The following is a 22931-nucleotide window of genomic DNA, read 5'->3' on the forward strand; positions in this document are numbered from 1 at the left end:
CGATGGCCAAGGTCGTGATTCTGACGGGCGCGGGAATTTCTGCCGAAAGCGGCATCCGCACGTTTCGGGCAAGCGACGGTCTGTGGGAAGAACACCGCATCATGGACGTGGCGACGCCCGAGGGTTTCGCGCGCGACCCCGCGCTGGTGCATCGCTTCTACAATGCGCGCCGGGCAGCAGCGCGCGCGGCCCAGCCGAACCCGGCCCACGTCGCGCTGGCCGAGCTGGAGGCCGATCCGGGCCACGAGGTTCTGGTGGTGACGCAGAATGTCGATGATCTGCACGAGCGCGCCGGGTCTCAGAACGTGATCCACATGCACGGCTCGCTCTTCGGTGCGCTGTGCCACGCGTGCGACCATCGCTGGTCCGCGCCCGAGGCGATGCAGCCGCAAGACACCTGCCCCGAGTGCGGGCGCAAAGCCACGCGACCCGACATCGTGTGGTTCAACGAGATGCCCTATCAGATGGATCGGATCATCCGCGAGCTGGAAGCCGCGGATCTGTTCGTCTCGATCGGCACCAGCGGCAATGTCTACCCGGCGGCGGGCTTCGTGCAGGACGCCGCTATGTGCGGGGTGAAGACGCTGGAGCTGAACCTCGACCGCTCGGCAGGCAGCGAGATGTTCGACATCTCGCGCCAGGGCCCGGCGAGCGTGCTGGTCCCTCAATGGGTGCGCGAGCGGCTGGAGTCGCGGTGAGAGGAGCTACAGGGCGGCTGATCGCCCTGCCCTCTCGTCAGTAGCTGTATTCGGCGTAGATCTTGCTCAGATCGCCATTCCACTCGCCGTGGTATTTCTCCAGAAGCTCGTCGGCAGGCACGCGGCCCGTCTCGACGCTCTCTTCCAGCGCGTTGAGGAAATGGGTCTCGTCGGGGATCATCCCGCCCGCGCCGGGCCGCGCCCGCGCCGCCAGACCGGATTTCGCGATCGCCACCGTTTCGCGTGCGAGGTCGTGCAGCTTCACGCCGTTGAACTCGCCCTGCAGCGCATCGACCGCCGCCGCGCGACGCAGACCTTCGCGGGTCTCGTGATCGAAGCCCTTCACCAGATCCCAAGCAGCATCCAGCGCGGTCTGGTCGTAAAGCAGGCCGACCCAGAGCGCCGGGAGCGCACACAGACGCCGCCACGGCCCGCCATCGGCACCGCGCATCTCGATGAATTTCTTCGCGCGCGCTTCAGGGAAGACAGTGGTCAGGTGATCGGCCCAGTCGCTCAGCGTCGGCTTCTCGCCGGGCAGCGCGGGCAGCTCGCCCTTCAGGAAGTCGCGGAAGGACTGGCCCAGCGCGTCGATATATTTGCCGTCGCGATAGACGAAATACATCGGCACATCGAGGACGTAGTTCACGTAAGCCTCGTAGCCCGCACCCTCTTCGAACATGAAGGGCAGCATGCCCGTGCGCGCATCGTCGAGGTTCTGCCAGATATGGCTGCGCCACGATTTCATGCCGTTGGGCTTGCCATCGAGGAAGGGCGAATTGGCGAACAGAGCGGTCGCAACCGGCTGCAGCGCCAGCGCCACGCGCATCTTCTGCACCATGTCGGCTTCCGAACCGAAGTCGAGATTCACCTGCACGGTGCAGGTGCGATACATCATCTGCGTGCCCAGCTCGCCCACGCGGCCCATGTAATCGGTCATCAGCCGATAGCGCCCCTTGGGCATCATGTGCATCTGGTCCTGAGTCCAGATCGGGGCCGCGCCCAGCCCGATGAACTTCACACCGATATCGTCGGCGACCGACTGCACTTCGCGCAGGTGTTCGTTCACCTCGTCGCAGGTCTGGTGGATCGTCTCGAGCGGCGCGCCCGACAGTTCCAGCTGACCACCCGGCTCGAGGCTGACATTCGCGCCGTTCAGCTCCAGCCCGATGATCTTGCCCTGCTCTTCCACCGGTTTCCAGCCGAAGCGGTCGCGCAGACCTTCCAGCATCGCCTTGATCGACCGCGGGCCGTCATAGGGCAGCGGCAATTGCTTGTCCGCGCAATAGCCGAATTTTTCATGCTCGGTGCCGATGCGCCAGTCGTCGCGCGGCTTCTCACCTTCGGCCAGATATTCGGCCAGTTGCTCGAAGCGCTCGATCGGGCCACCGCCCTGCTGCGGAATGGACATGTCTTTTCTCGCGTCGCTTTATGGAGCGCCACAGGTGGCGCGGGGGTTGGCTCAAGTCAAGCGTGAAACCTGTTTGCGGGTCCAGAGGCTCTGTGCGGCAGTCTGCTGGTCAAGCGCGGCGGAGATCTTCCCCATATCGATCCCCGGCAGGCTCGCGAAAGCGTCGTAGAGCGCATCCGCCCCCGCCGCGTCGAGCGGGATCAGCAGCGCCTCGCCCGAGAGGCTGCGCAGCCGCCAATATTGCTGGCCCTGCAGCGTGAGCAGACGGATTTCCGCCAGTTCGCGAAGGGGCAATTCGCCACCCATCCCGAGGGCCGAGACATTGCTGCCCGGTCCTGCAATGGCGCGCGCCCGGCTGGCTGCGAAATAGGAGATACGGCCCTCGTCGATCTCGACCAGACCCGGCGCACTTGTTTCACGCGCGAAGCGCAACCGACGCCAGCCGATCAGCGCCCAGCCAAGCCCGAGCGCGACCGCGACCAGCCCCAGCGGCATCAGGATTAATCCACCGAGCCAGATCAACCACGCACCGAACGCCACCACGACGCCAGCCGCGATCACCTCGCCCCAGCGCTTGAACCCTTCTGCGACCTCGGGACGGATCACCGCCAGTCTCCCAGCGCCGATTGCCACAACGTGATCGCCGCGCAGACCGCCGTATCGGCGCGCAGGATGCGCGGGCCGAGACTGACGGGGGTCACGAAATCGAGGCTGCGGAGCGCTTCGCGCTCGGCCTCCGAGAACCCGCCTTCGGGACCGATCAGGATCGCCCAAGGGCCGGGCTGGAGCCCCGCGAGCGTCTCTGCAGGCCCAACCAAAGCCTCGTCGGCCCAGAGGATGCGACGGCTCGGATCCCAGCCATCCAGCAGCTTCTTGAGACCCTGCAAATCCTCGACCGGGGGCACATAGGTGCCCAGACATTGCTCTGCCGCTTCCTTGGCATGGGCCTGCAAGCGGTCCTGCCGGATGCGCGCGGAATTGGTGAACTCGGTCTGCACTGGCAGCACCTTGGCGCAGCCCAGCTCGGTCGCCTTCTCGACGATGAAATCGGTGCGCTCTTTCTTGATCGGCGCGAAGATCAGCCAGAGATCGGGCGGCGCGAGCTGCGGCGCGGCCTGCTCGACGCAGGCCAGAATACCGCGCTTCTTGTGGGCCTCGACGACCTCAGCCGTCCACTCGCCATCGCGCCCGTTGAACAGTGCGACACGGGCGCCCACGGCCAGACGCATCACCGCAAAGAGGTAATGCGCTTCGTCCTGAGTCAGAGGCGCGGCTTGCCCCGCGCCCAGCGGGTGCTCTACACAGAGCCTGATCTTGGCACGTTCCATGAGGCGGACTGTATGAGCGGAAAAACCGAAACGCCAGAGGCGGCAAACGCGAGCACGGGCGAGACCCCGAACGACGCGAACGGCACGGTCGCGGATGCCTATCGCGGCAACTGGGTCGACCGGCTGGCTCCGGCATGGACGCGGCCCTACCTGCGGCTGAGCCGTGCCGACCGACCGATCGGGACATGGCTGCTGCTGCTGCCCTGCTACTGGTCGATCGCGCTGGCGGCGTCCTCGACGGGCGGCTTCATCTGGTGGGATTTGTGGCTGGCGGTGGGCGCGTCGATCGGGGCCTTCCTGATGCGCGGCGCGGGCTGCACATGGAACGACATCACCGACCGCGACATCGATGCAGGCGTGGCCCGCACCCGCTCGCGGCCGATCCCCTCGGGGCAGGTCTCGACAAAACAGGCGCTGGCCTGGGCGGTGATCCAGTCGCTGATCTCTTTCGCGATCCTGCTGACCTTCAACGTGCCCGCAATCATCCTCGGGATCGTGTCGCTCGGGCCGGTCGCGATCTATCCCTTCGCCAAGCGCTTCACCTGGTGGCCGCAGATCTTCCTCGGGATCGCGTTCAACTGGGGGGCGCTGCTGCTATGGGTCGCGCATACCGGCAGCCTCAGCTGGCCGCCCGTTGTGCTTTACTTCGCGGGCATGGCCTGGACGCTGTTCTACGACACGATCTATGCGCATCAGGACAAGGAAGACGACGCACTGATCGGCGTGAAATCCACCGCGCGGCTCTTCGGGGACGATAGCGCGAAATGGCTCGGCGGCTTCCTGATGACTTCTGTTGCGCTGATGACCATCGCCGTGATGGGCGCGCTCATGCCCGGCGCGCCGCCGCTGCGCCTCGCGATCTCGCTACTCGCGCCCTGGGCGATGGGTTGGCACATGCTCTGGCAGATGCGCCAGCTCGATATCGACGACCCGGATACCTGCCTGAAACTGTTCCGCGCGAACCGCGACACGGGCCTCATCGCTGCGCTGTTTCTCGCCGTTGGCGCAATCGTGTAACGGCGTTTCGATTGATCCTCGCGCGCCCGCGCCTTAAGGAACACGGGATAAAGATTCCCCGGGGGAGGGCCTGAGACCGATGCGCAGCCGCGCCACCTTGTTGACGATCGCCGCCTTTGTCCTCGCACTCGTCGTCTCCGCAGTCATTGCGGGCGGCGCTGCGACCGTTGTCGAGAAATCCACGAAACAAGAAGTGCGCGTCGCGATGGAGGCGCAGGGCTACGGCTGGATGCGGATCCATACCGACGGGCTGCAGGTGATCCTCTCCGGCACCGCCCCAACCGAGGCCGAACGCTTCCGCGCCGTCTCCGAGGTCGACAAATACGTCGACAGCTCGCGGGTCGTCGACAATACCGACACGCAGATCACCAAGCCGATCACGCCCCCCGCCTTCTCGCTGGAGATGCTGCGCAACGAGAACGGCATCTCGCTGATCGGGCTGGTGCCCTCTTCGGTCGACCGCGATGCGATCGTCGAGAAGCTCTCGAAAGTCGCGGGCGAGGATGGCGTCACCGACATGCTGGAGAGCGCCGATTACCCGGTGCCCGGCGGCTGGGACGAAGCGATGCAATTCGCGATGACCACGATCGAGACGCTGCCGCGCTCTAAGATTTCGGTCACCGCCGGCAAGGTCTCGGTGCAGGCGATCACCGACAGCCCCTCCGAGAAAGGCCGGGTGGAGACGTCGCTCGCACGCCGCCGCCCCACCGATCTCAAGCTCAGCTTCGACATCTCCGCGCCGCGCCCCGTGATCACCCCCTTCACCCTGCGCTTCCTCATCGACGAGGAGGAAGGCCCGCATTTCGACGCCTGCTCCGCCGATAACGAGCGCGCGCGCGACCGCATCCTGACTGCCGCCCGGGCGACAGGCGCGAAAGGCACGCTGACCTGCACCATCGGCATGGGCACCCCGTCGCCCGATTGGTCCAAGGCCGCGCAGATGGCGATCAAGGCGGTCGGCGATCTCGGCGCAGGCTCGGTGACCTTCTCGGATGCCGATATCGCACTCGATGCCCCCTCGACCGTCGATCAGCAGAAATTCGACGATGTCGTGGGCGAGCTGGAATCGAACCTGCCTGGAGTGTTCTCGCTCAAGGCCAAGCGCGAACCGGCCCCCGATGCGAAAGCCGCCGAGGCCAGCTTCACCGCGACCCGCGATGGCGACGGCCATGTCGAGCTCAAGGGCCGCGTGACCGATGCGCGCGAACGCCAGACCATCGAAAGCTACGCCCGCGCCAAGCTCGGCCATGACAATGTCCATGGCGCGACCCGCGTCGACAAAGAGCTTCCCGCCGGTTGGCCGGTGCGCACGCTGGCCGCGCTCGATGCGCTGTCGGTGCTCCATGACGGCAAGGTCACGGTCACCCGCGACGGGATCTCGGTCAGCGGCATCTCGGGCGATCCGCAGGCTTCCGACACGATCTCGCGCATCCTGACCAGCCAGCTTGGCGAAGACGCGCAGATCGACCTGAGCGTGAAATACGATAAGCGCCTCGATGAGCAGCTGGCCCTGCCGACCGGCAAGGAATGCGTCGCGCGCCTCAATGAGACGCTGCAGAAGAAGAAGGTCGATTTCGATCCGGGTTCGGCGCAGGTCGCCTCGGAAAGCCTGGACGCGCTCGACGCTTTGGCGAAATCGATGAAGAACTGCACGGACTTCAAGATGGAAGTCGCCGGCTACACCGACAATCAGGGCCGCGAAGAAATGAACCTGCAGCTGTCTCAACAACGGGCGCAGGCGGTGATCCGCGGGCTTCTGGACCGTGGCGTGCTGATCGGCAATCTCGAAGCGAAGGGCTATGGCGAAGCGCAACCGATCGCCTCGAACGACACCGAAGCAGGCCGCGAGAAGAACCGCCGGATCGAATTCGTCCTGCTGGACGAGGCGCCGGTGGGCGACGATGCACTGCCCGATGCCACCGCAGATGCAACGGGCGCCGCAGAAGACGGCGAGCCGCATTGGAACGGCGCCGTGACCGACGACGGCGCGCCCGCCACCGAGGACGGCGCGCAAAGCGAAAACGGCGATGGGGACACCGCCGCAGAACCGGGGGAAAACACCCCGCAAGAAGAAGAAATTCCGGTCGAGACGCCCGGCGATCAAACGCCGCGCCCGCAATCCCGGCCGGAGGACCTGTCGAAGGGCTGAAGGGACGTCAAATGAACAGAACAGAATTCATCATCGCCACAGCGATCATCCTTTTCGTGGCTTTCGCGCTCGGCTGGTTCGCGAGCTGGTTGATCCACCGCCTCACCCGCGTGAGCCAAGCCGATATGGGCGAACTGGAACAGATGGCGCAGGCGTTGCATGAAGCCGAAGAGACCCGCGATCAGGCGCTCGTCTATGTCGAGCAGCGCGAGGCGGAACTGGCCAATCAGCTCAGCCAGACCGAGGCGGAACTGCGCGCGGCGATGGATGGTCTGCGCGACGCGCGCCACGAGGCCGAGGAACTGCGCGCCTATATCGAGCGCTCGAAAGAGGCCTGAGCCGTCGCACAGCCGCGCTCACCGAGGGCGCGGCATCGTGGCCACGCCCGGCGAAACTCGGACATCTCGCGCTTTGGCCCGCCTGTCGAAAGTGGTATCGCCCTCTCTGTCCGCCATGCGCGGCAATCCTGCCATCCAATAGGTGCGCCATGCTCCAGACCCTTCCCGTGATGCGCGTCCCCACAGGCACGCCCGCATGAGCGCCGACCCGATGCCCCGAGCCGCAGGCCGCGCCCTTCCCGATGCGATCTGGCCCCTGAGCATCGTCGCCTATTTCGTCCTCCAGACCCTCTACCGCACCGCCTTGGGCGGCGCGCTCGGGCTCGACGATGCGCAGATGATCTTCGATGCGCGCAGCTTCGCGTGGGGCTACGGCCCGCAACTGCCGCTCTTCGCATGGCTGCAACATCTGGTCTTCATGGTGACCGGGCCGACGATGTTCGGCCTCGCGCTTTTGAAAAACACCCTGCTCTGCGGCACCGTCCTGACCTGCTACGGGCTGATGCGCACGCGGCTCGATCCGCGGCGGGCATGGGTCGCGACGCTGGGCCTCATGCTGCTGCCGCAGATCGCATGGGAGAGCCAGCGCGCCCTGACCCATTCGGTGCTTGCGACCTTTTCGGCGGCGTTATGCTTCGCGACGATCTGGTGGATCGCGCGCCGCCCCAGCCTCGCGGGCTTCGTGACGCTCGGACTGGTGCTGGGCTTGGGGCTGCTGTCGAAATACAACTTTGTGCTGCTGCCGATCTCGACGACCCTCGCGCTGATCGGCTTTCCGGAGCTCCGTGCGTCCTTCCGCGACCGTCGCCTGTTCCTGTCCCTGCTGATCGCCGCCGCCATCGCGCTGCCGCCCTATGTCTGGATCCTGAACCATCCCGAGATCGCCTTCGCCTCGGCAAAGAAATTCGACGCCGCCGAAGACGTCTCACTGGGCGCGCGGCTTGTCGGTCCGGTTCTTGCAACCGGTCAGGGTGTTCTGAATTTCCTCGCTTTGCCGCTGCTGGTCGGCGGGCTGCTCTACTGGCGCTACCGGGAGAGAAAACCCGAAGCGCCGCAACCGCTGCTGCGGCTGATGCTGTGGGTGATAGTGATCGGCCTCGTGCTACTGCTGATCGGCGCGCTTGCGGTCGGGGCGGGGCAGATCAAGGATCGCTGGCTGCAACCGCTGCTGTTCCTCGCAGGCCCCGCGGTTGGCCTTTGGCTTCTGCCCCGGCTCAGCGCGACCGGGCTGCGGCGGCTGCAGCAGGTCTACGCGGTGCTGCTCGTGCTGGTGATGATCGCGCTGCCGATCCATTTCTTCCAGGGCAAGAGCCGCAATGCCGCCCCTTTCGAGACGCTGGTGCCGCAACTGGTGGCCGCCGTTGGCGCGGATGCGACCCTGATCGCGCCGCAATGGGAGGGCGCAAATATCCTCTATCGCGCGCCCCGGATGACGGTTCTGAATGCCAGTTCGGGCCTTGCGAAACCTCTGCCCGACGGCCCGGCCTTCGTGATCTGGGACGGCACGAATGCGGCAACCGGCGCGGGCCTTCTGCGCGCGACTTACCCCGATTATCCCGACTGGACGACCGGCGAAGTGCAGCAGCTCGCGGCCCCCTACCCCTTCGCGGACGGGAAAACCTTCACCCTCTCCTTCGCGCCGGTCGTGAAGCCCGGCGATCAGCCTCGCTGAGGGGCGCGGATCTCCGGCAGGGCCGCCTTCACCAGCGGATGCAGCTCCAGCTTGTCGGCCGCCGCGAGGAACGTGTCGCGCATCGTGGGCGCCCAATTGGCATTGATGTGATCGGCGACGGCATGCGCCTGATCGCCGGGCTGGCTCTCGAAGAACTGTGCAATCTGATTGGCCATCCCGGCGAGTTTCTCAGGCTTCATGCGGTGGCCTCCTGCGGCGCGGTGTAAAGCGCGAGGCCCCGGCCTGCGCGCGCGATAACGGTAAGGCCCGCGTCCCGTGCCTCACTCACCGCAAGCGCGGTCGGGGCGGAGGGGCCGACGATCACCGGGATACGTAGCGTCGCCACTTTCTGGATCAGATCGACCGAGAGCCGCGAGGTCATCACCAGCGCGCCGCTCGCCGGGTCTATCCCGCCCCGGATCAGCGCCCCGATCAGCTTGTCGAGCGCGTTGTGCCGCCCGACATCCTCGCGCGTCAGCACGATCCCCTTGCCCGGCTGCCAGAAACTCGACGCATGGGCGGCGCGGGTTTCGTCCTGCAGCGGCTGGTGGTCGCGCAGGGTCTCGAGCGCCTCCGTGGCCTGCTCGGGCGTCATGGTGAAACGCGGCGGTGCGACCGGCGGAAGCTTGCGCCGCGCCTCTTCCAACTGCTCGATCCCGCAGAGCCCGCAGCCCACCGGCCCCATCGTGGCGCGGCGGCGTTCGGCAAAGCGCGCGCCCGCAGGCGCTGCCAGCCAGTTGCGCGCCTCGATCCCGGCCTCGGTCACTTCCAGCTCCTGCCGGGTGATCTCGGACGCGTCCGCGATCAGCCCTTCGGAGAGCGCGAAGCCCAGTGCGAACTCCTCCAGATCGGCGGGACTGGCCATCATCACCGCCTGCGTCACCCCGTCGAAGGACAGCGCGACCGGCACTTCCTCGGCGAGCCGCTGCACCGCGCCGCTGGGCATGGGCCAATCCGTCGCTGTCATTCAGCCGCCTCGACGCGCCGGGTCAGCTTGGTCTGTGCTGTGTAAAGCTCCTGCCAGTCCGAGGGCCCGTTCGAGAGCCCCACCTGCACCGCCGTCACCTTGTATTCCGGGCAGTTCGTCGCCCAGTCGGAATTGTCGGTGGTGACCACATTGGCCTGCGTGTCGGGGTGGTGGAAGGTCGTGTAGACGACGCCGGGCGAGACCCGATCCGTGATCGTCGCGCGCAAGGACGTCTCGCCCGCACGGCTCGCCAGACGCACCCAATCGCCGTCGCGAATACCGCGCGTCTCCGCGTCATGGGGGTGGATTTCGAGCCGGTCCTCGGCGTGCCAGACAGAGTTCTCGGTCCGTCGCGTCTGCGCACCCACGTTATATTGCGACAGGATGCGCCCGGTCGTCAGCAGCAGCGGGAAACGCGGCCCGGTGCGTTCCTCGGTCGCGACATAGGCGGTGCGGATGAAACGCCCCGCGCCACGCACGAAGCCATCCTCATGCATCACCGGCGAGCCTTGCGGATGCGCATCGTTGCAGGGCCACTGCACCGAGCCCATCTGGTCAATCAGATCGTAGGTGACGCCCGCGAAGGCCGGGGTCGTACGCGCGATCTCGTCCATGATCTCGGAGGGGTGGGTGTAGCTCCACCCCGCGCCCAGCGCGTTGGCCAGCGCCTGCGTCGCCTCCCAATCGGCCAGCCCCGCTTTCGGCGCCATGACCTTGCGCACCGGATTGATGCGGCGCTCGGCATTGGTGAAGGTCCCGTCCTTCTCGAGGAAGGTCGAGCCCGGCAGGAAGACATGGGCGTAGCGCGCGGTCTCGTTCAGGAACAGGTCATGCACGATCACACACTCCATCGCCGCCAGACCAGCGGCCACGTGATGGGTATCGGGATCGGATTGCAGGATGTCTTCGCCCTGAATGTAGATCGCCTTGAAATCCCCCGCGACGGCCGCGTCGAGCATGTTCGGAATGCGCAGCCCCGGCTCGGGGTCGAGCGTGACGCCCCATTCCACCTCGAACCCGTGGCGCGCGGTATCGTCCGACACATGGCGGTAGCCCGGCAATTCATGCGGGAACGAGCCCATATCGCAGGAGCCCTGCACGTTGTTCTGCCCGCGCAGCGGGTTCACGCCCACACCGGGCCGCCCGATATTGCCGGTCATCATCGCGAGGTTGGCAATCGCAATCACGGTGGTCGAGCCCTGGCTATGCTCGGTCACGCCCAGCCCGTAATAGATCGCCCCGTTGGGCGCGGCGGCATAGGTGCGCGCGGCTTGGCGCAGCGCCTCGGCCGGCACGCCGGTCAGCTCTTCGACGGCTTCCGGCGAATGGGCCGGATCGGCGGCGAATTCGGCATAATCCGACCATTCGTCCCAATCGCAGCGCTCGCGGATGAAGGCCTCGTCGAACAGCCCTTCCGTCACGATCACATGCGCCATCGCGGTCAGCACCGCGACATTGGTGCCCGGACGCAGCGGCAGGTGATGCCCCTCGCCCATATGTGGGGTCTCCAGCAGGTCAATCCGGCGCGGGTCGACCACGATCAGCTTCGCCCCCTGCCGCAGCCGCTTGCGCAGCCGCGAGCCGAAGACCGGGTGGCCGTCGGTCGGGTTCGCCCCGATCACCACGGCGCAATCCACCTGCTCGACGGAGTCGAAATCCTGCGTCCCAGCCGAGGTCCCGAAGGTCTGCTTCAGCCCGTAGCCCGTGGGCGAATGGCAGACGCGGGCGCAAGTGTCGGTGTTGTTCGTGCCCATCACCGCGCGGGCAAGTTTCTGCACGAGGAAGGTTTCCTCATTGGTGCAGCGCGAGGAGGTGATGACACCGACGCTGTCCTTGCCGTGCTTGGCCTGCGCACGCTTGATGCCGTTCGCGGCAAACTCCAGCGCCTCTTCCCACGACACTTCGCGCCACGCATCGGTGATGCTGTCGCGGATCATCGGGTTCAGAATGCGGTCGCCGTGATTCGCATAGCCCCAGGCGAAGCGACCCTTCACGCAGCTATGGCCGCGGTTCGCCTTGCCCTCTTTCCACGGCACCATTCGGACGAGTTGGTCGCCGCGCATCTGGGCCTCGAAAGAGCAGCCCACGCCGCAATAGGCGCACGTCGTGACCACCGAACGCTCCGGCACGCCGATCTCGTCGACGGTCTTTTCCTGCAGGGTCGCAGTCGGGCAGGCCTGGACGCAGGCGCCGCAGCTGACGCAATCGGAGTTCAGGAAATCCTCCGTCCCGGTCGAGATGCGGGCGTCGAAGCCGCGCCCGTCCACGGTCAGCGCGAAAGTGCCCTGCACCTCTTCGCAGGCGCGCACGCAGCGCATGCAGACGATGCATTTCGACGGGTCGTAGAAGAAATACGGATTGGAATCGTCGCGCGGGATGTAGAGCGGATTGGCTCCCTCCGCCGCGCGCGTCTCGACATGGTTCTCGCCCGGCGCATAGCGCACGTCGCGCAGGCCCACGGCCCCTGCCATGTCCTGCAATTCGCAATCGCCATTGGCCGCGCAGGTCAGGCAATCCAGCGGGTGATCGGAGATATAGAGCTCCATCACCCCGCGCCGCAGCCGCGCAAGCTGATCGGTCTGGGTCTTCACGACCATGCCCTCTCGCACCGGGGTCGTGCAGGACGCAGGCGTGCCGCGCATCCCTTCGATCTCGACCACACACAGGCGGCACGAGCCGTAGGCATCCAGCATATCGGTCGCACACAGCTTCGGCACGGTGATCCCGGCCTCGGCGGCGGCGCGCATCACGGAGGTGCCCTCGGGCACGCTCACATCCATGCCGTCAATCACCAGCGTCACGGGCGGGCCCGATTTTTCAGGCGTGCCCATGTCGGAGAGTTTCGGCCCGTGCACTCCGTCGGGGATGATGAAATCCTTCATTCCGCAGCCTCCTGTGAGAGCGAGAATTCTTGCGGGAAGAGCCGGATCGCCGAGCGCACCGGGTAAGGCGTGAAGCCCCCCATCGCGCAGAGCGAGCCCTTCTCCATCACTTCGCATAGCTCGTGCAGCAGCTCGATCGCCGCCGGGTCGCCCGCCGCCACGCGGTCGAGCGTCTCGATGCCGCGCACCGCGCCGATCCGGCAGGGCGTGCATTTCCCGCAGCTCTCGATGGCGCAGAACTCCATCGCGTAGCGGGCGAGCGCGAGCATGTCGGCGCTGTCGTCATGCACCACGAAGCCGGCATGGCCCACGAGCCCGCCTTGATCTGCAAAGGCCTCGTAGCAGACCGGTAGATCGAAATCGTCGGGGCCGTGATAAGCGCCCAGCGGCCCGCCGACCTGTACCGCCTTGAACGGACGCCCCGAGGCGGTGCCGCCGCCGATCTCGTTGACCAGCGTGCCAAGCGACATCCCGAAGCCGGTCTCGAACAGCCCGCCATGTTTGACATTGCCCGCGATCTGGATCGGGATCGTCCCGCGCGAGCGGCCCAGCCCGAACTCCGCATAGGCTGCGCCACCATGGACCAGAATCCAAGGCACAGCTGCGAGCGAGAGCACATTGTTCACGACCGTGGGCCTGCCGAACGCGCCTTCCAGCGCGGGCAACGGCGGCTTGGCGCGAACCATGCCGCGCTTGCCTTCGAGCGAATTGAGAAGCGACGTTTCCTCGCCGCAGATATAGGCGCCCGCGCCGACGCGAACTTCGAGATCGAAGGCCGGGCCCTGCCCCATCAGGCTGTCGCCGATGATCCCCGCAGCGCGCGCCGCCTTGATCGCCGCGTTCAGCGTACGGATCGCGTGCGGATATTCCGAGCGGATATAGATGAAGCCCTTGGTCGCGCCGACCGCGAGACCGGCAATCGCCATACCCTCGATCAGGCAGAAGGGATCGCCTTCCATCAGCATCCGGTCCGCGAAAGAGCCGCTATCGCCCTCATCCGCGTTGCAGACGATGTATTTTTGCGGGGCGTCTGCCCCGGCGACGGTCTTCCACTTGATACCCGTCGGGAAGCCCGCACCGCCGCGTCCGCGCAGGCCGGAGGTGGTGACCTCTTCGATGGTCTGCGCGCCGCCCAGTTCCAGCGCGCGTTTGAGACCCTGCCAGCCCTCATCCGCCTCGTAATCGGCCAGCGAGAGCGGATCGGTGCGCCCGCAACGCGCGAAGGTCAGACGAGTCTGTTTTGCGAAGAAGGGGATCTCCTCGACCGGGCCAAGCGCCTTCGGGTGATCGCCGTCCTCGAACAGCGCGGGCACGTCCTCGGGCGTCATCGGGCCGAAGCCGTGGCGCACACCGTCGCGCTCGATCTCGACCAGCGGCTCCAGCCAGATCATTCCGCGCGTGCCGTTGCGGACGATCTCGACCTCTTCGCCACGCAGTCCCGCCGCCGACGCGAGAGCGGCGGCGACCTCATCGGCCCCACAGGCTACGGCGGCGGCATCGCAGGGAACCCAGACCTTCATGCCGAGACCTCCGCAACCAGAGCCTCGATCCGCTCGGGCGTCGCCCGCCCGACCAGTTGATCGCCCACCATCGCGGCAGGCGCACAGGCGCATAGCCCGAGGCAATAGACCGCCTCAAGGGTCACATCGCCCTTCGTTTCCCCGACTTTCATGCCCAGCGCACGCTCCAGCCGCGCGATCATCTCGGCCCCGCCCATCGACTGGCAGGCCTCGGCGCGGCACAGCTTGATCACATGCTTGCCCGCGGGCGCGTCGCGGAAGTCGTGATAGAAGGAGACGACGCCCGCCACCTCGGCCCGGCTCAGACGCAGCGCATCGGCAATCGGCTGGTAGCAATCGGCGGGCACGCAGCCGTAAGCGGCCTGCACATCGTGAAGAATGGGCAGCAGCGCACCTTCGCGCCCCGCATGATCCGCCAGAATCGCGGCGAGCCTGTCGTCTTCGGTCATATCCATCCTCCCGGCCCCGATGATGGGGCGAGCATGCCCCGGCCAGCAAGTCACGACTGGTTCAATCGCGAACAGGCGCGGACAGGAACCGTCATTGCTGCGCTTGCGCGGGCAGGGGTGAGCCTCTACATCCCTCACATGAGCCTGATCCAACGCCTCCCCTTCGTCAAGAAATCGCCCTTCGTCGCGGTTATCCGTTTGCACGGTGCCATCGGCATGTCGCGCCCCGGAGCGCCCGGCCTGTCGGACGCCGCAATGGCCCCGATCATCGAGCGTGCCTTCGCGCGCGGCAAACCGGCCGCGGTCGCACTGCTGATCAATTCGCCCGGCGGATCGCCCGTGCAATCGGCGCTGATCGCGGGGCGCATCCGCAGACTTGCGGATGAAAAAGGCATTCCCGTCCATGCCTTCGTCGAAGACGTCGCGGCGTCGGGCGGCTATTGGCTGGCCTGCGCCGCCGACCAGATCTGGGCCGACCCGACCTCGGTCGTGGGCTCGATCGGGGTGATCTCGGCAGGCTTCGGGCTCGACGAGTTCATCAACCGCCACGGCATCCAGCGCCGCGTTCATACGGCGGGCGGCTCGAAAAGTTTCATGGACCCGTTCCGCCCCGAGAAGGACGAAGACGTCGCGCGGCTCAACAAGCTGCTCGACGACATGCATGTCTCGTTCAAGGAGCATGTGCAGTCCCGGCGCGGCGCGAAACTGCCCGAGGATCGCGACCTCTTCACCGGCGATATCTGGACCGGGCGGCAGGCGCTGGCCGAGAATACCGGACTGATCGACGGGCTCGGCCATGCGGTGCCGAAGCTGAAAGAGATCTACGGCGAGAAGACCCGCATCGTGCCTTACGCACCCAAACGCTCGATCTTCCGGCGCTTCGGCGCGCAGATCGGGGGCGAGATGGCGGCGGCCACGGCAGGCGCTTTGATCGACACGACCGAGGAGCGCGCGCTCTGGGCGCGCTACGGGCTGTAACCCGATGCTCATCAAGGGCATGACACTCTTCCTCGTCGTCATGGCGGTGCTCGCCATGTTCGGTAAGCTGCGGATGCCGAAACTCAAGGGCCCGCGCGGACCCGGCAGGCTATCGGCCCGTTGCCCCGATTGCGGACGTCCGAAAATCGGCCGGGGCCCCTGCCCCTGCAAGACGACCTCCAATAGCAAGACTGCGAAGAAGACGGAGCGCCGTAAATGATCTGGGATTTCGGCGAGATCATTGCCGGGCTGGTGCTGCTGGTCGTGGCGGGCGATCTGCTGGTGAAAGGCGCGGTGGCGATGTCGCTGCGCCTTGGCATTCCAGCACTGATCGTCGGCCTGACCGTAGTGGCGTTCGGCACCTCCGCGCCCGAGCTGATGGTCTCGGTCGCGGCCGTGCTCGACAAGGCGCCCAGCATGGCGCTCGGCAATGTCGTGGGCTCGAACATCGCCAATATCCTTCTGGTGCTGGGCCTGCCTGCGATGATCTCCGCGATACGCACCGATCTTCACGACACGCGCGAGAGCTTCGTGCTGATGATGGGGGCGACGATCCTCTTCATCCTCGTCTGCTTCATGGGCCCGATCGGCTGGGCGCAGGCGCTGCTTCTGCTCTTCGCGCTCGGCATCATCCTGTTCCGACAAATCCGCGAGGCGCGCGCCCATCGCGCCAATCGCGGCGCGGGCGCCGGACCCGAGACCGAAGCCGATGAAGAGGTCGAGAGCGTCGATCCGAAAATGCCGCTCTGGCGCATCGGGCTCTATGTTCTCGCGGGGCTCATCGGGCTGCCTCTGGGGGCGAGCTGGCTGGTCAGCGGCGCGTCGGAAATCGCAAGCGCGATGGGCGTCTCGGATGCGGTGATCGGCCTGACGCTGGTCGCGCTCGGCACCTCGCTGCCGGAGCTGGCGACCTCGATCACCGCGGCGATGAAGGGCCGGTCGGACCTCGCGCTCGGCAATGTCGTGGGCTCGAACATCTTCAACCTGCTCTGCATCATCGGCGTCGCAGGCCTGTTCGGCGACATTCCGGTGCCGAGCCAGATGCTGCATGTCGACCTTTGGGTGATGGCCGCGGCCTCGATCGCGCTGGCCCCGTTCATCTTCGGCAACCGCGTGATCACCCGAGGCATCGGCATCGCTTTCACCGCCGCGTACCTGGCCTATATGGTGGCCCTCTTCATTGGAGGCAGCGCATGAAACGAGCATTGGTGACAGGCGGCGCGAAACGGCTGGGACGCGCGATGGCGCTTTATCTGGCCGAGCGCGGCGTGGACGTCGCAATCCATTATCACGGCTCCGCCGAGGAGGCGGAGGCCACGGCGGCGGAGGCCCGCGCGAAAGGCGTGCGCGCCGAGATCGTGCAGGCCGATCTGCTGGACGAGGCCGCGACGGCGGAACTGGTGCCGCGCGCGGCGCGACTTCTCGACGGGCCGCTCGATCTGCTGATCAACAACGCCTCGATTTTCGAATACGACACGATCCGCTCAGCCACGCGCGAAAGCTGGGACAGGCATATCGGGTCGAACCTGCGCGCACCCTTCGTGCTGATCCAGCATTTCGCGGCGCAGGCCCCGGATGCCGACCGCTCGGGCGCGGAGCCCAAGGCCCGCGCGCTGGTGATCAACATGGTCGACCAGCGGATGCGCAAGCTGACGCCGGAGTTCATGACCTACACGCTAGCGAAGATGGGTCTGTGGACTCTCACGCAGACGAGTGCGCAGGCGCTGGCTCCCGCTATACGTGTGAACGCGATCGGCCCCGGCCCGACCCTGCAAGGCGCCCGCCAGTCGGAAGAGCACTTCAACCGGCAGCGCGCGGCGACGATCCTCGAACGCGGCGCAGACCCTGCAGATATCGTCGCGGCGCTGGGATATTTCATGGACGCGCCGGCCGTCACAGGGCAGTTGCTCTGCGTCGATGGAGGCCAACATTTGGGCTGGCGGACCCCCGATGTATTAGGTCCGGAATGAGCCTGAAAACGAATCGCAGGCCAAAGTTGTGCACTGCGCGGCGGCTTGTAACAGTACCGTCACAAAAGTAGTAATCCTTTCAATAGCTTGGCGAGTGTGCGAAAAATTTCTCAATGAAATCAACGTACTCGTAACTTGCTCAAAAAATGAGCAAACACTCTATCAACCCTTATATTAAGGTCGGAACCCACGGTCCCACATGTTTGCCAACAGAGTTATCCCCAAATTTCGTGGACATGTTTTTCCTTGAAAACGTCTTCGCGAGGTTGCAGCCACAGGGGAGAATCGAAGCCTGCTCATGAATGACGACGTAAACAGCAACGACGCCCTCGATCCCCCGGCGGCCACGCGCCCGCAACACGGGATGACGGGCCATGCGCTGATCGCGGATTACCTCAAGCGTCTCGACGGATCGCCCGGCGTCTATCGGATGCTGAACGCGAAGGGCGAGGTGCTTTACGTCGGCAAGGCACGCAACCTGAAGGCGCGCGTTTCGAACTATGCACGCCCCTCGGGACACTCGGCGCGGATCGCCCGGATGATCCATGAGACCGCCTCGATGATGTTCCTCACGACGCGGACCGAGACCGAGGCGCTGCTGCTCGAGCAGAACCTGATCAAGCAGCTCAAACCGCGCTACAACGTGCTCGCACGGGACGACAAAAGCTTTCCCAATATCCTGATCGCGACGGACCACCCCTATCCGATGATCAAGAAGCATCGCGGCGCGCGCAAAGAAAAGGGCCATTACTTCGGCCCCTTCGCGAGCGCGAGCGCGGTGAACCGCACGCTAAACCAGCTGGAGCGGGTCTTCCTGCTGCGCAACTGCTCGGACTCGATGTTCGAGACCCGCACGCGCCCCTGCCTGCAATATCAGATCAAGCGTTGCTCGGGGCCCTGCGTCGGCAAGATCTCCGAGGAGGATTACGCAGCGCTGGTCGACGATGCGAAGCGGTTCCTGCAAGGCAAGTCCACCACGATCCAGCGCGAGCTGGCCGAACAGATGCAGCAAGCCTCCGACGATATGGAATTCGAGCGCGCCGCTGCGCTCCGCGACCGGATCAAGGCGCTGACCAACGTGCAGCAAAGCCAGGGGATCAACCCGCGCAGCACCGCCGAGGCCGATGTGATCGCTCTCCATCAGGAGGGCGGGCAGGCCTGTGTGCAGGTCTTCTTCATCCGCGCGAACCAGAGCTGGGGCAATCACGACTTCTATCCCAAGACCGGCTCCGGCGCCGAAGCGCCCGAAATCCTGCAGGCCTTCATCGCGCAGTTCTACACCAACCGCCCGCCGCCGAAGCTGATCCTGCTATCGCATCCGGTCGAGGATGAGGAACTGGTAAGCGAATTCCTCTCCGAGCGCGCCGAGCGCAAGGTCGAGATCACCGTCCCGCAGCGCGGCGAAAAGGCAGAGCTGGTCGAGAATGCCGCGCGCAATGCCCGCGAGAGCCTCGGTCGGAAGATGTCGGAATCTGCCGCGCAGGCGAAACTGCTGGCGGGCGTCGCCGAGGCCTTCGGGCTGGAGAAGCCGCCGCAGCGGATCGAGGTCTACGACAACTCGCATATTCAGGGCGCGCATGCCGTGGGCGGGATGATCGTCGCGGGGCCGGAAGGCTTCATCAAAAGCCAGTATCGCAAGTTCAACATCAAGAACGCGGAGCTGACGCCGGGCGACGATTTCGGGATGATGAAAGAGGTGCTGACCCGCCGCTTCACCCGGTTGCTGAAGGAAGACCCAGAGCGGAAATCCGAGGCCTGGCCCGATCTACTGCTAATCGACGGCGGCGCCGGGCAGGTCTCGGCGGTGCGCGAGATCATGGACGAGATGGGCGTGAGCGACGTCGCGATGGTCGGCGTCGCGAAAGGCGTGGACCGCGACCACGGCAAGGAAGAGTTCCACCGCACGGGTCAGCGCCCCATCGCCCTGCCCCGGCAATCGCCGGTCCTCTATTACATCCAGCGCCTGCGCGACGAGGCGCACCGCTGGGCCATCGGCACCCACCGTGCGAAACGCGCCAAGGCGCAGATGGCGAACCCGCTGGACGAGGTTCCAGGCATCGGGGCGGCCCGCAAGCGCGCGCTGCTCACGCATTTCGGCTCCGCCAAGGCGGTCAGCCGCGCCGCCCCCATCGACCTGATGGAGGTCGACGGCATCTCCGAGGCGATGGCCGAGACGATCCACAATTTCTTCAACGAGAAGGGCTGAGATGACCGATCACAGCCGCCACCCCCGCGCGCTGACCCGCGTGGCCGATCTCGAACGCGACGGGCTGACCGCCTCGGACACCCGCGCCGATCTCGAGCGCGTAGCCGAAGAGTTCCGCATCCGCGTCACACCCGAAATGCGCGGGGCGATTGCCGATCCGACCGATCCGGTGGCCGCGCAATTCGTGCCCTCGGCGGCCGAGCTGGTCACCCGTCCCGAAGAGCTCGAAGATCCGATCGGCGACGACGCCCATTCCCCCGCTCCGGGGCTGACGCATCGCTATCCCGACCGGGTGATCCTGCACATCACGAAGACCTGCGACGTCTATTGCCGCTTCTGCTTCCGCCGCGAGACGGTGGGCGAAACCGGGCCGCTGCCGGAAGACCAATTGACGCAGGCGCTCGATTATATCGCGGCGACCCCGGCCATTCGCGAGGTGATCCTGACCGGAGGCGATCCGCTGACGCTCTCGACGCGCAGGCTTGGCGCGGTGCTGGAGTGCCTCTCCGCGATCCAGCACATCGACCAGATCCGGCTGCATACCCGCGTGCCGGTCGTCGCCCCCGAGCGGATCACCGAACAGCTTTGCGCCCTCCTGCGCGCCGCCCCGACCGCCTGGATCGTGCTGCACACCAACCACGCGCAGGAACTGACGCCGGCCGCCCGCGATGCCATCGCGCGGCTAGTGGATCGCGGCATCCCGATGCTGTCGCAAACCGTGCTGCTGCGGGGCGTCAACGCGAGTGCCGACGCGCTGGAGGTGCTGTTCCGCGCCCTCACCAAGCTGCGCGTCAAACCTTATTACCTGCACCATTGCGACCTCGCGCGCGGCACCTCGCATTTCCGCACCACCATCGCGGAAGGGCGCGCGCTGATGGCCGAGCTGCGCCGCCGCTGCTCGGGGACGATGCTGCCCAGCTACGTGCTCGATATCCCCGGCGGCCACGGCAAGGTCCCGATCACCTCGGACCACTTCACACCGGGCGACGGCCCCGGAGACTGGCGCGTTACCGACCGCAATGGGACGGTGCATGCATATCGCGATCCCGCGACCCGTTAACGCGCCCTCTTCCGCTTTGCGAACCACGCAGCTAGGTTGCCTCCCATGAAATGGACCCTTCCCAATATCCTGACCGTGCTCAGGCTCTTGGCTGCCCCCGGTGTGGCGGTCTTGTTCCTTTATTTTTCTCGCCCCTGGGCCGACTGGCTCGCGCTTGCGCTGTTCATCAGCGCGGCGGTCACCGACTGGTTCGATGGCTACCTCGCACGGGCGTGGAAACAGGAGAGCCGCTTCGGCGCGATGCTCGACCCGATCGCCGACAAGGCGATGGTGGTGATCGCGCTGGTGGTGCTGACCGGCTATTCGGGCATGAACCCGTGGCTGATCCTGCCCGCGACCGTGATCCTGTTCCGCGAAGTCTTCGTCTCGGGGCTGCGCGAATTCCTCGGCGCGGATGCCGGGCGGCTGCGGGTAACGAAGCTCGCCAAATGGAAGACCACCGCGCAGATGGTGGCGATTGCCGTGCTGTTCCTCGGCACCGGGCTTGCCTATCTCGAGCAGGGTCAGGCCCCGCGCGCAGGCGAAGGCGATATCCGCTTGGGCGCCACACCCGCCGATTTCGCGACCCATGTCGGCCTCGCGCTGATCTGGATCGCCGCCGTGCTGACCGCGATCACCGGCTGGGATTATTTTCGCAAGGCCCTGCCCTATCTGAAGGAGCCGAGCCATGATTGACGTTCTCTATTTCGCTTGGGTCCGCGAGCGGATCGGCCTGCCACGCGAAAAGGTCGAGACTGAGGCCAAGACTGTGGCCGACCTCGTCGAAGAGCTGAAGGCACGCGAGCCGCGCTATGAGGCGGCTTTTGCCGACATTTCCGCGCTGCGCGTCGCGCTCGATCAGGATCTGGCGGAGTTCGATGCGCCGCTCGAAGGCGTGCGCGAGGTGGCCTTCTTCCCGCCGATGACGGGGGGCTGAGATGAAAGTCTCCGTTCAGGCCGAGCCCTTCGATCTGGGCGCAGAGCTTGCCGATTTCGGCACGGGCCGCGCGGATGTCGGCGCCGTCGTCAGCTTCACCGGCATCGTGCGCGACGACACCGGCGCGATGGAGGCGCTGGAGCTGGAGCATTACCCGGGCATGACCGAACGCGCGATCGCTGGCATCGTGGATCAGGCGGTCGAGCGTTGGACCCTGTCGGACGTGACCGTCATCCACCGCCACGGACGGCTGGGCGTGGGCGAGCAGATCATGATGGTCGCCACCGCCGCCCGCCACCGCGTCGCGGCGTTTGAAGCCGCCGAATTCTTGATGGATTACCTGAAATCCCGCGCCCCCTTCTGGAAGAAGGAACACGGGCCCGAGGGCACCTCCTGGGTCGCTGCGAAGGATGAAGACGAGGACGCGCTGAAACGCTGGTGATCAGTCGCCCAGCTTGGCGTGCACCTCGTCCAGATCGATCTCGCCCACCGGTATCTTGTTGTCCGGATCGTCGAAATCGTATTGGAACAGCTGGAAATCCTTCTTGTAGATTTCCCAGATCAGGTGGCGCGACAGGTCGTCGAAATAATCGCTCACCTTATGCGCGCGCTTCGGCCCGTGCCCTTCGGACTCGTTGAACCGCGGCACCTTGGCCAGATCGACCTTCACCGGCGTCTCGACCGCGTCGAGCACCGACTGCATGCCTTCGTTGAACTTCTCGGTGAAGAAGATGTTGTCGTAGCGCCCGCCATTGACGATGAAGGTCGAGATATGGCCCGACATGGCCGACCAGTGAATGTCCGGCTCCATCGGGCGGCGCCAACGGATCGTGTCGCGCGCAAACAGCAGGAAGCGGCGGAACGAGGCGACCTGATCGAAATCGAAATTGTCTTCCGGAGAGCCGACCTCGATCCCGTATTTCTGGATCAGCTGCGGCACCAGCTTGCCGCGATAGCGTTTGCCGTTGCGCTGGATGCCCGCGATCTTGTCGAAGAAGGACGACAGGATGCGCTGATAGGGATTGCGCACGCAGGTGAAGGCGTAGCTCTTATGCGCCACTACGTTTTCGGTGATCGGCGTCTGGCTTTCGTCCTGCGACCACTTGTGCAGCCCGGTCTTGGAATCGTGGATATCGCCGTCGAAGAATTTCCCGTGATCGGAATAGAACATGATCTGCCCGATGGAGGAGCAGGCGCATTTCGGCACGACGCGATACACCATGCTTTCGCTCTCGGTCATCCAGGTTCCGGGAAATCCCATTCAAAGCCCTCCAGAAGGTCGCATACCCGTGACCGGGTAACGCAGACATAATAAATATCGAGTAAAGAGCAAAGAAGTCCTGTCTTTTCAACGCTCATTCCGGCTAACAAGT

Annotated in this window: 22 protein-coding genes; 13 read left to right on the forward strand and 9 right to left on the reverse strand. The window is 65.6% G+C overall.

Annotated elements, in window-relative coordinates; all coding sequences use genetic code 11:
* Nucleotides 1-2 precede the first annotated feature (2 nt).
* On the forward strand, nucleotides 3-698 hold the full coding sequence (locus tag AKL02_RS17225; protein WP_083078352.1) for an NAD-dependent deacylase: 696 nt from the start codon (nucleotides 3-5) through the stop codon (nucleotides 696-698).
* A gap of 37 nt (nucleotides 699-735) precedes the next feature.
* Here the strand turns inward: AKL02_RS17225 and AKL02_RS17230 are convergent, their stop codons facing one another.
* The 3 genes from AKL02_RS17230 to AKL02_RS17240 are packed head-to-tail and all read right to left on the reverse strand — an operon-like array spanning nucleotide 736 to nucleotide 3434.
* Nucleotides 736-2106: a glutamate--cysteine ligase gene (locus AKL02_RS17230; protein ID WP_083078351.1), complete on the reverse strand. Its 1371-nt coding sequence runs from the start codon at nucleotides 2104-2106 to the stop codon at nucleotides 736-738.
* 51 nt (nucleotides 2107-2157) lie between these two features.
* A complete protein-coding gene (locus AKL02_RS17235) occupies nucleotides 2158-2712 on the reverse strand; it encodes a hypothetical protein (protein ID WP_083078350.1) in 555 nt (184 codons plus the stop codon).
* Nucleotides 2709-3434 (reverse strand): 16S rRNA (uracil(1498)-N(3))-methyltransferase, encoded by a 726-nt coding sequence (locus AKL02_RS17240; protein WP_083078349.1) that lies wholly within the window; start codon nucleotides 3432-3434, stop codon nucleotides 2709-2711. The genes AKL02_RS17235 and AKL02_RS17240 overlap by 4 nt, the downstream gene beginning before the upstream one ends.
* Nucleotides 3435-3446: 12 nt before the next feature.
* Here AKL02_RS17240 and ubiA point away from each other — a divergent pair, with 12 nt between their 5' ends.
* From ubiA to AKL02_RS17260, 4 genes are all read left to right on the forward strand, one after another.
* Nucleotides 3447-4451 carry a 4-hydroxybenzoate octaprenyltransferase gene (gene ubiA, locus AKL02_RS17245; RefSeq protein WP_083078348.1) on the forward strand — a complete coding sequence of 335 codons (1005 nt, stop codon included), beginning with the start codon at nucleotides 3447-3449 and terminating at the stop codon, nucleotides 4449-4451.
* Between the two features lie 79 nt (nucleotides 4452-4530).
* Nucleotides 4531-6600: an OmpA family protein gene (locus tag AKL02_RS17250; RefSeq protein WP_083078347.1), complete on the forward strand. Its 2070-nt coding sequence runs from the start codon at nucleotides 4531-4533 to the stop codon at nucleotides 6598-6600.
* An 11-nt stretch (nucleotides 6601-6611) separates the two neighbouring features.
* Nucleotides 6612-6938 carry a hypothetical protein gene (locus tag AKL02_RS17255; RefSeq protein WP_078522484.1) on the forward strand — a complete coding sequence of 109 codons (327 nt, stop codon included), beginning with the start codon at nucleotides 6612-6614 and terminating at the stop codon, nucleotides 6936-6938.
* Between the two features lie 196 nt (nucleotides 6939-7134).
* Nucleotides 7135-8610 carry an ArnT family glycosyltransferase gene (locus AKL02_RS17260; RefSeq protein ID WP_083078346.1) on the forward strand — a complete coding sequence of 492 codons (1476 nt, stop codon included), beginning with the start codon at nucleotides 7135-7137 and terminating at the stop codon, nucleotides 8608-8610.
* On the opposite strand, the gene AKL02_RS17265 is transcribed toward AKL02_RS17260, so the two are convergent.
* Genes AKL02_RS17265 through AKL02_RS17285 form a run of 5 tightly spaced genes read right to left on the reverse strand, consistent with a single transcriptional unit; the run spans nucleotide 8598 to nucleotide 14428 of the window.
* A complete protein-coding gene (locus tag AKL02_RS17265) occupies nucleotides 8598-8810 on the reverse strand; it encodes a formate dehydrogenase subunit delta (RefSeq protein WP_078549052.1) in 213 nt (70 codons plus the stop codon). The genes AKL02_RS17260 and AKL02_RS17265 overlap by 13 nt on opposite strands.
* Complete coding sequence (fdhD, locus tag AKL02_RS17270) at nucleotides 8807-9577, reverse strand: formate dehydrogenase accessory sulfurtransferase FdhD (protein ID WP_083078345.1); 771 nt, start codon at nucleotides 9575-9577, stop codon at nucleotides 8807-8809. Before fdhD ends, AKL02_RS17265 begins: the two co-directional genes overlap by 4 nt.
* Nucleotides 9574-12459 carry a formate dehydrogenase subunit alpha gene (fdhF, locus tag AKL02_RS17275; protein ID WP_083078344.1) on the reverse strand — a complete coding sequence of 962 codons (2886 nt, stop codon included), beginning with the start codon at nucleotides 12457-12459 and terminating at the stop codon, nucleotides 9574-9576. Before fdhF ends, fdhD begins: the two co-directional genes overlap by 4 nt.
* The gene (locus AKL02_RS17280) at nucleotides 12456-13979 is read right to left on the reverse strand and encodes a formate dehydrogenase beta subunit (protein ID WP_083078343.1); all 1524 of its coding nucleotides are present in this window, start codon (nucleotides 13977-13979) and stop codon (nucleotides 12456-12458) included. The genes fdhF and AKL02_RS17280 overlap by 4 nt, the downstream gene beginning before the upstream one ends.
* Nucleotides 13976-14428: a formate dehydrogenase subunit gamma gene (locus AKL02_RS17285; protein ID WP_083078342.1), complete on the reverse strand. Its 453-nt coding sequence runs from the start codon at nucleotides 14426-14428 to the stop codon at nucleotides 13976-13978. The genes AKL02_RS17280 and AKL02_RS17285 overlap by 4 nt, the downstream gene beginning before the upstream one ends.
* A gap of 138 nt (nucleotides 14429-14566) precedes the next feature.
* Between AKL02_RS17285 and AKL02_RS17290 the strand changes: the two genes are divergently transcribed.
* The 8 genes from AKL02_RS17290 to AKL02_RS17325 all read left to right on the forward strand — a co-directional run bounded on the left by AKL02_RS17290 (nucleotide 14567) and on the right by AKL02_RS17325 (nucleotide 22000).
* Complete coding sequence (locus AKL02_RS17290; protein WP_078542249.1) at nucleotides 14567-15406, forward strand: S49 family peptidase; 840 nt, start codon at nucleotides 14567-14569, stop codon at nucleotides 15404-15406.
* A 216-nt stretch (nucleotides 15407-15622) separates the two neighbouring features.
* Nucleotides 15623-16603, forward strand: a complete 981-nt coding sequence (locus AKL02_RS17295) for a calcium/sodium antiporter (protein WP_078569791.1) — start codon at nucleotides 15623-15625, stop codon at nucleotides 16601-16603.
* The gene (locus tag AKL02_RS17300; RefSeq protein ID WP_083078341.1) at nucleotides 16600-17376 is read left to right on the forward strand and encodes an SDR family oxidoreductase; all 777 of its coding nucleotides are present in this window, start codon (nucleotides 16600-16602) and stop codon (nucleotides 17374-17376) included. The genes AKL02_RS17295 and AKL02_RS17300 overlap by 4 nt, the downstream gene beginning before the upstream one ends.
* A gap of 364 nt (nucleotides 17377-17740) precedes the next feature.
* The gene (uvrC, locus tag AKL02_RS17305) at nucleotides 17741-19582 is read left to right on the forward strand and encodes an excinuclease ABC subunit UvrC (RefSeq protein ID WP_108722395.1); all 1842 of its coding nucleotides are present in this window, start codon (nucleotides 17741-17743) and stop codon (nucleotides 19580-19582) included.
* Between the two features lies 1 nt (nucleotide 19583).
* On the forward strand, nucleotides 19584-20642 hold the full coding sequence (locus AKL02_RS17310; RefSeq protein WP_083078339.1) for a lysine-2,3-aminomutase-like protein: 1059 nt from the start codon (nucleotides 19584-19586) through the stop codon (nucleotides 20640-20642).
* Between the two features lie 45 nt (nucleotides 20643-20687).
* A complete protein-coding gene (gene pgsA / locus AKL02_RS17315) occupies nucleotides 20688-21317 on the forward strand; it encodes a CDP-diacylglycerol--glycerol-3-phosphate 3-phosphatidyltransferase (RefSeq protein ID WP_078542255.1) in 630 nt (209 codons plus the stop codon).
* Nucleotides 21310-21558, forward strand: a complete 249-nt coding sequence (gene moaD, locus AKL02_RS17320; RefSeq protein ID WP_075773911.1) for a molybdopterin converting factor subunit 1 — start codon at nucleotides 21310-21312, stop codon at nucleotides 21556-21558. Before pgsA ends, moaD begins: the two co-directional genes overlap by 8 nt.
* Before the next feature lies 1 nt (nucleotide 21559).
* Nucleotides 21560-22000: a molybdenum cofactor biosynthesis protein MoaE gene (locus AKL02_RS17325; protein WP_083078338.1), complete on the forward strand. Its 441-nt coding sequence runs from the start codon at nucleotides 21560-21562 to the stop codon at nucleotides 21998-22000.
* Here the strand turns inward: AKL02_RS17325 and AKL02_RS17330 are convergent, their stop codons facing one another.
* Nucleotides 22001-22819, reverse strand: coding sequence for a sulfotransferase family protein (locus AKL02_RS17330; protein WP_083078337.1), 819 nt, complete (start codon nucleotides 22817-22819; stop codon nucleotides 22001-22003). It abuts the gene before it with no gap.
* Between the last annotated feature and the right edge of the window lie 112 nt (nucleotides 22820-22931).

This window comes from Thioclava electrotropha (assembly GCF_002085925.2).
GTDB classification, from domain to species: Bacteria; Pseudomonadota; Alphaproteobacteria; order Rhodobacterales; family Rhodobacteraceae; genus Thioclava; species Thioclava electrotropha.

What these genes read in the sequence shown, in the direction of transcription:
- AKL02_RS17225 (WP_083078352.1), top strand. Translation starts at nt 3, where the DNA reads ATGGCCAAGGTCGTGATTCTGACGGGCGCGGGAATTTCTGCCGAAAGC.
- AKL02_RS17230 (WP_083078351.1), bottom strand. Translation starts at nt 2,106, where the DNA reads ATGTCCATTCCGCAGCAGGGCGGTGGCCCGATCGAGCGCTTCGAGCAA.
- AKL02_RS17240 (WP_083078349.1), bottom strand. Translation starts at nt 3,434, where the DNA reads ATGGAACGTGCCAAGATCAGGCTCTGTGTAGAGCACCCGCTGGGCGCG.
- ubiA (WP_083078348.1), top strand. Translation starts at nt 3,447, where the DNA reads ATGAGCGGAAAAACCGAAACGCCAGAGGCGGCAAACGCGAGCACGGGC.
- AKL02_RS17250 (WP_083078347.1), top strand. Translation starts at nt 4,531, where the DNA reads ATGCGCAGCCGCGCCACCTTGTTGACGATCGCCGCCTTTGTCCTCGCA.
- AKL02_RS17255 (WP_078522484.1), top strand. Translation starts at nt 6,612, where the DNA reads ATGAACAGAACAGAATTCATCATCGCCACAGCGATCATCCTTTTCGTG.
- AKL02_RS17260 (WP_083078346.1), top strand. Translation starts at nt 7,135, where the DNA reads ATGAGCGCCGACCCGATGCCCCGAGCCGCAGGCCGCGCCCTTCCCGAT.
- AKL02_RS17265 (WP_078549052.1), bottom strand. Translation starts at nt 8,810, where the DNA reads ATGAAGCCTGAGAAACTCGCCGGGATGGCCAATCAGATTGCACAGTTC.
- fdhD (WP_083078345.1), bottom strand. Translation starts at nt 9,577, where the DNA reads ATGACAGCGACGGATTGGCCCATGCCCAGCGGCGCGGTGCAGCGGCTC.
- fdhF (WP_083078344.1), bottom strand. Translation starts at nt 12,459, where the DNA reads ATGAAGGATTTCATCATCCCCGACGGAGTGCACGGGCCGAAACTCTCC.
- AKL02_RS17280 (WP_083078343.1), bottom strand. Translation starts at nt 13,979, where the DNA reads ATGAAGGTCTGGGTTCCCTGCGATGCCGCCGCCGTAGCCTGTGGGGCC.
- AKL02_RS17285 (WP_083078342.1), bottom strand. Translation starts at nt 14,428, where the DNA reads ATGACCGAAGACGACAGGCTCGCCGCGATTCTGGCGGATCATGCGGGG.
- AKL02_RS17290 (WP_078542249.1), top strand. Translation starts at nt 14,567, where the DNA reads ATGAGCCTGATCCAACGCCTCCCCTTCGTCAAGAAATCGCCCTTCGTC.
- AKL02_RS17295 (WP_078569791.1), top strand. Translation starts at nt 15,623, where the DNA reads ATGATCTGGGATTTCGGCGAGATCATTGCCGGGCTGGTGCTGCTGGTC.
- AKL02_RS17300 (WP_083078341.1), top strand. Translation starts at nt 16,600, where the DNA reads ATGAAACGAGCATTGGTGACAGGCGGCGCGAAACGGCTGGGACGCGCG.
- uvrC (WP_108722395.1), top strand. Translation starts at nt 17,741, where the DNA reads ATGACGGGCCATGCGCTGATCGCGGATTACCTCAAGCGTCTCGACGGA.
- AKL02_RS17310 (WP_083078339.1), top strand. Translation starts at nt 19,584, where the DNA reads ATGACCGATCACAGCCGCCACCCCCGCGCGCTGACCCGCGTGGCCGAT.
- pgsA (WP_078542255.1), top strand. Translation starts at nt 20,688, where the DNA reads ATGAAATGGACCCTTCCCAATATCCTGACCGTGCTCAGGCTCTTGGCT.
- moaD (WP_075773911.1), top strand. Translation starts at nt 21,310, where the DNA reads ATGATTGACGTTCTCTATTTCGCTTGGGTCCGCGAGCGGATCGGCCTG.
- AKL02_RS17325 (WP_083078338.1), top strand. Translation starts at nt 21,560, where the DNA reads ATGAAAGTCTCCGTTCAGGCCGAGCCCTTCGATCTGGGCGCAGAGCTT.
- AKL02_RS17330 (WP_083078337.1), bottom strand. Translation starts at nt 22,819, where the DNA reads ATGGGATTTCCCGGAACCTGGATGACCGAGAGCGAAAGCATGGTGTAT.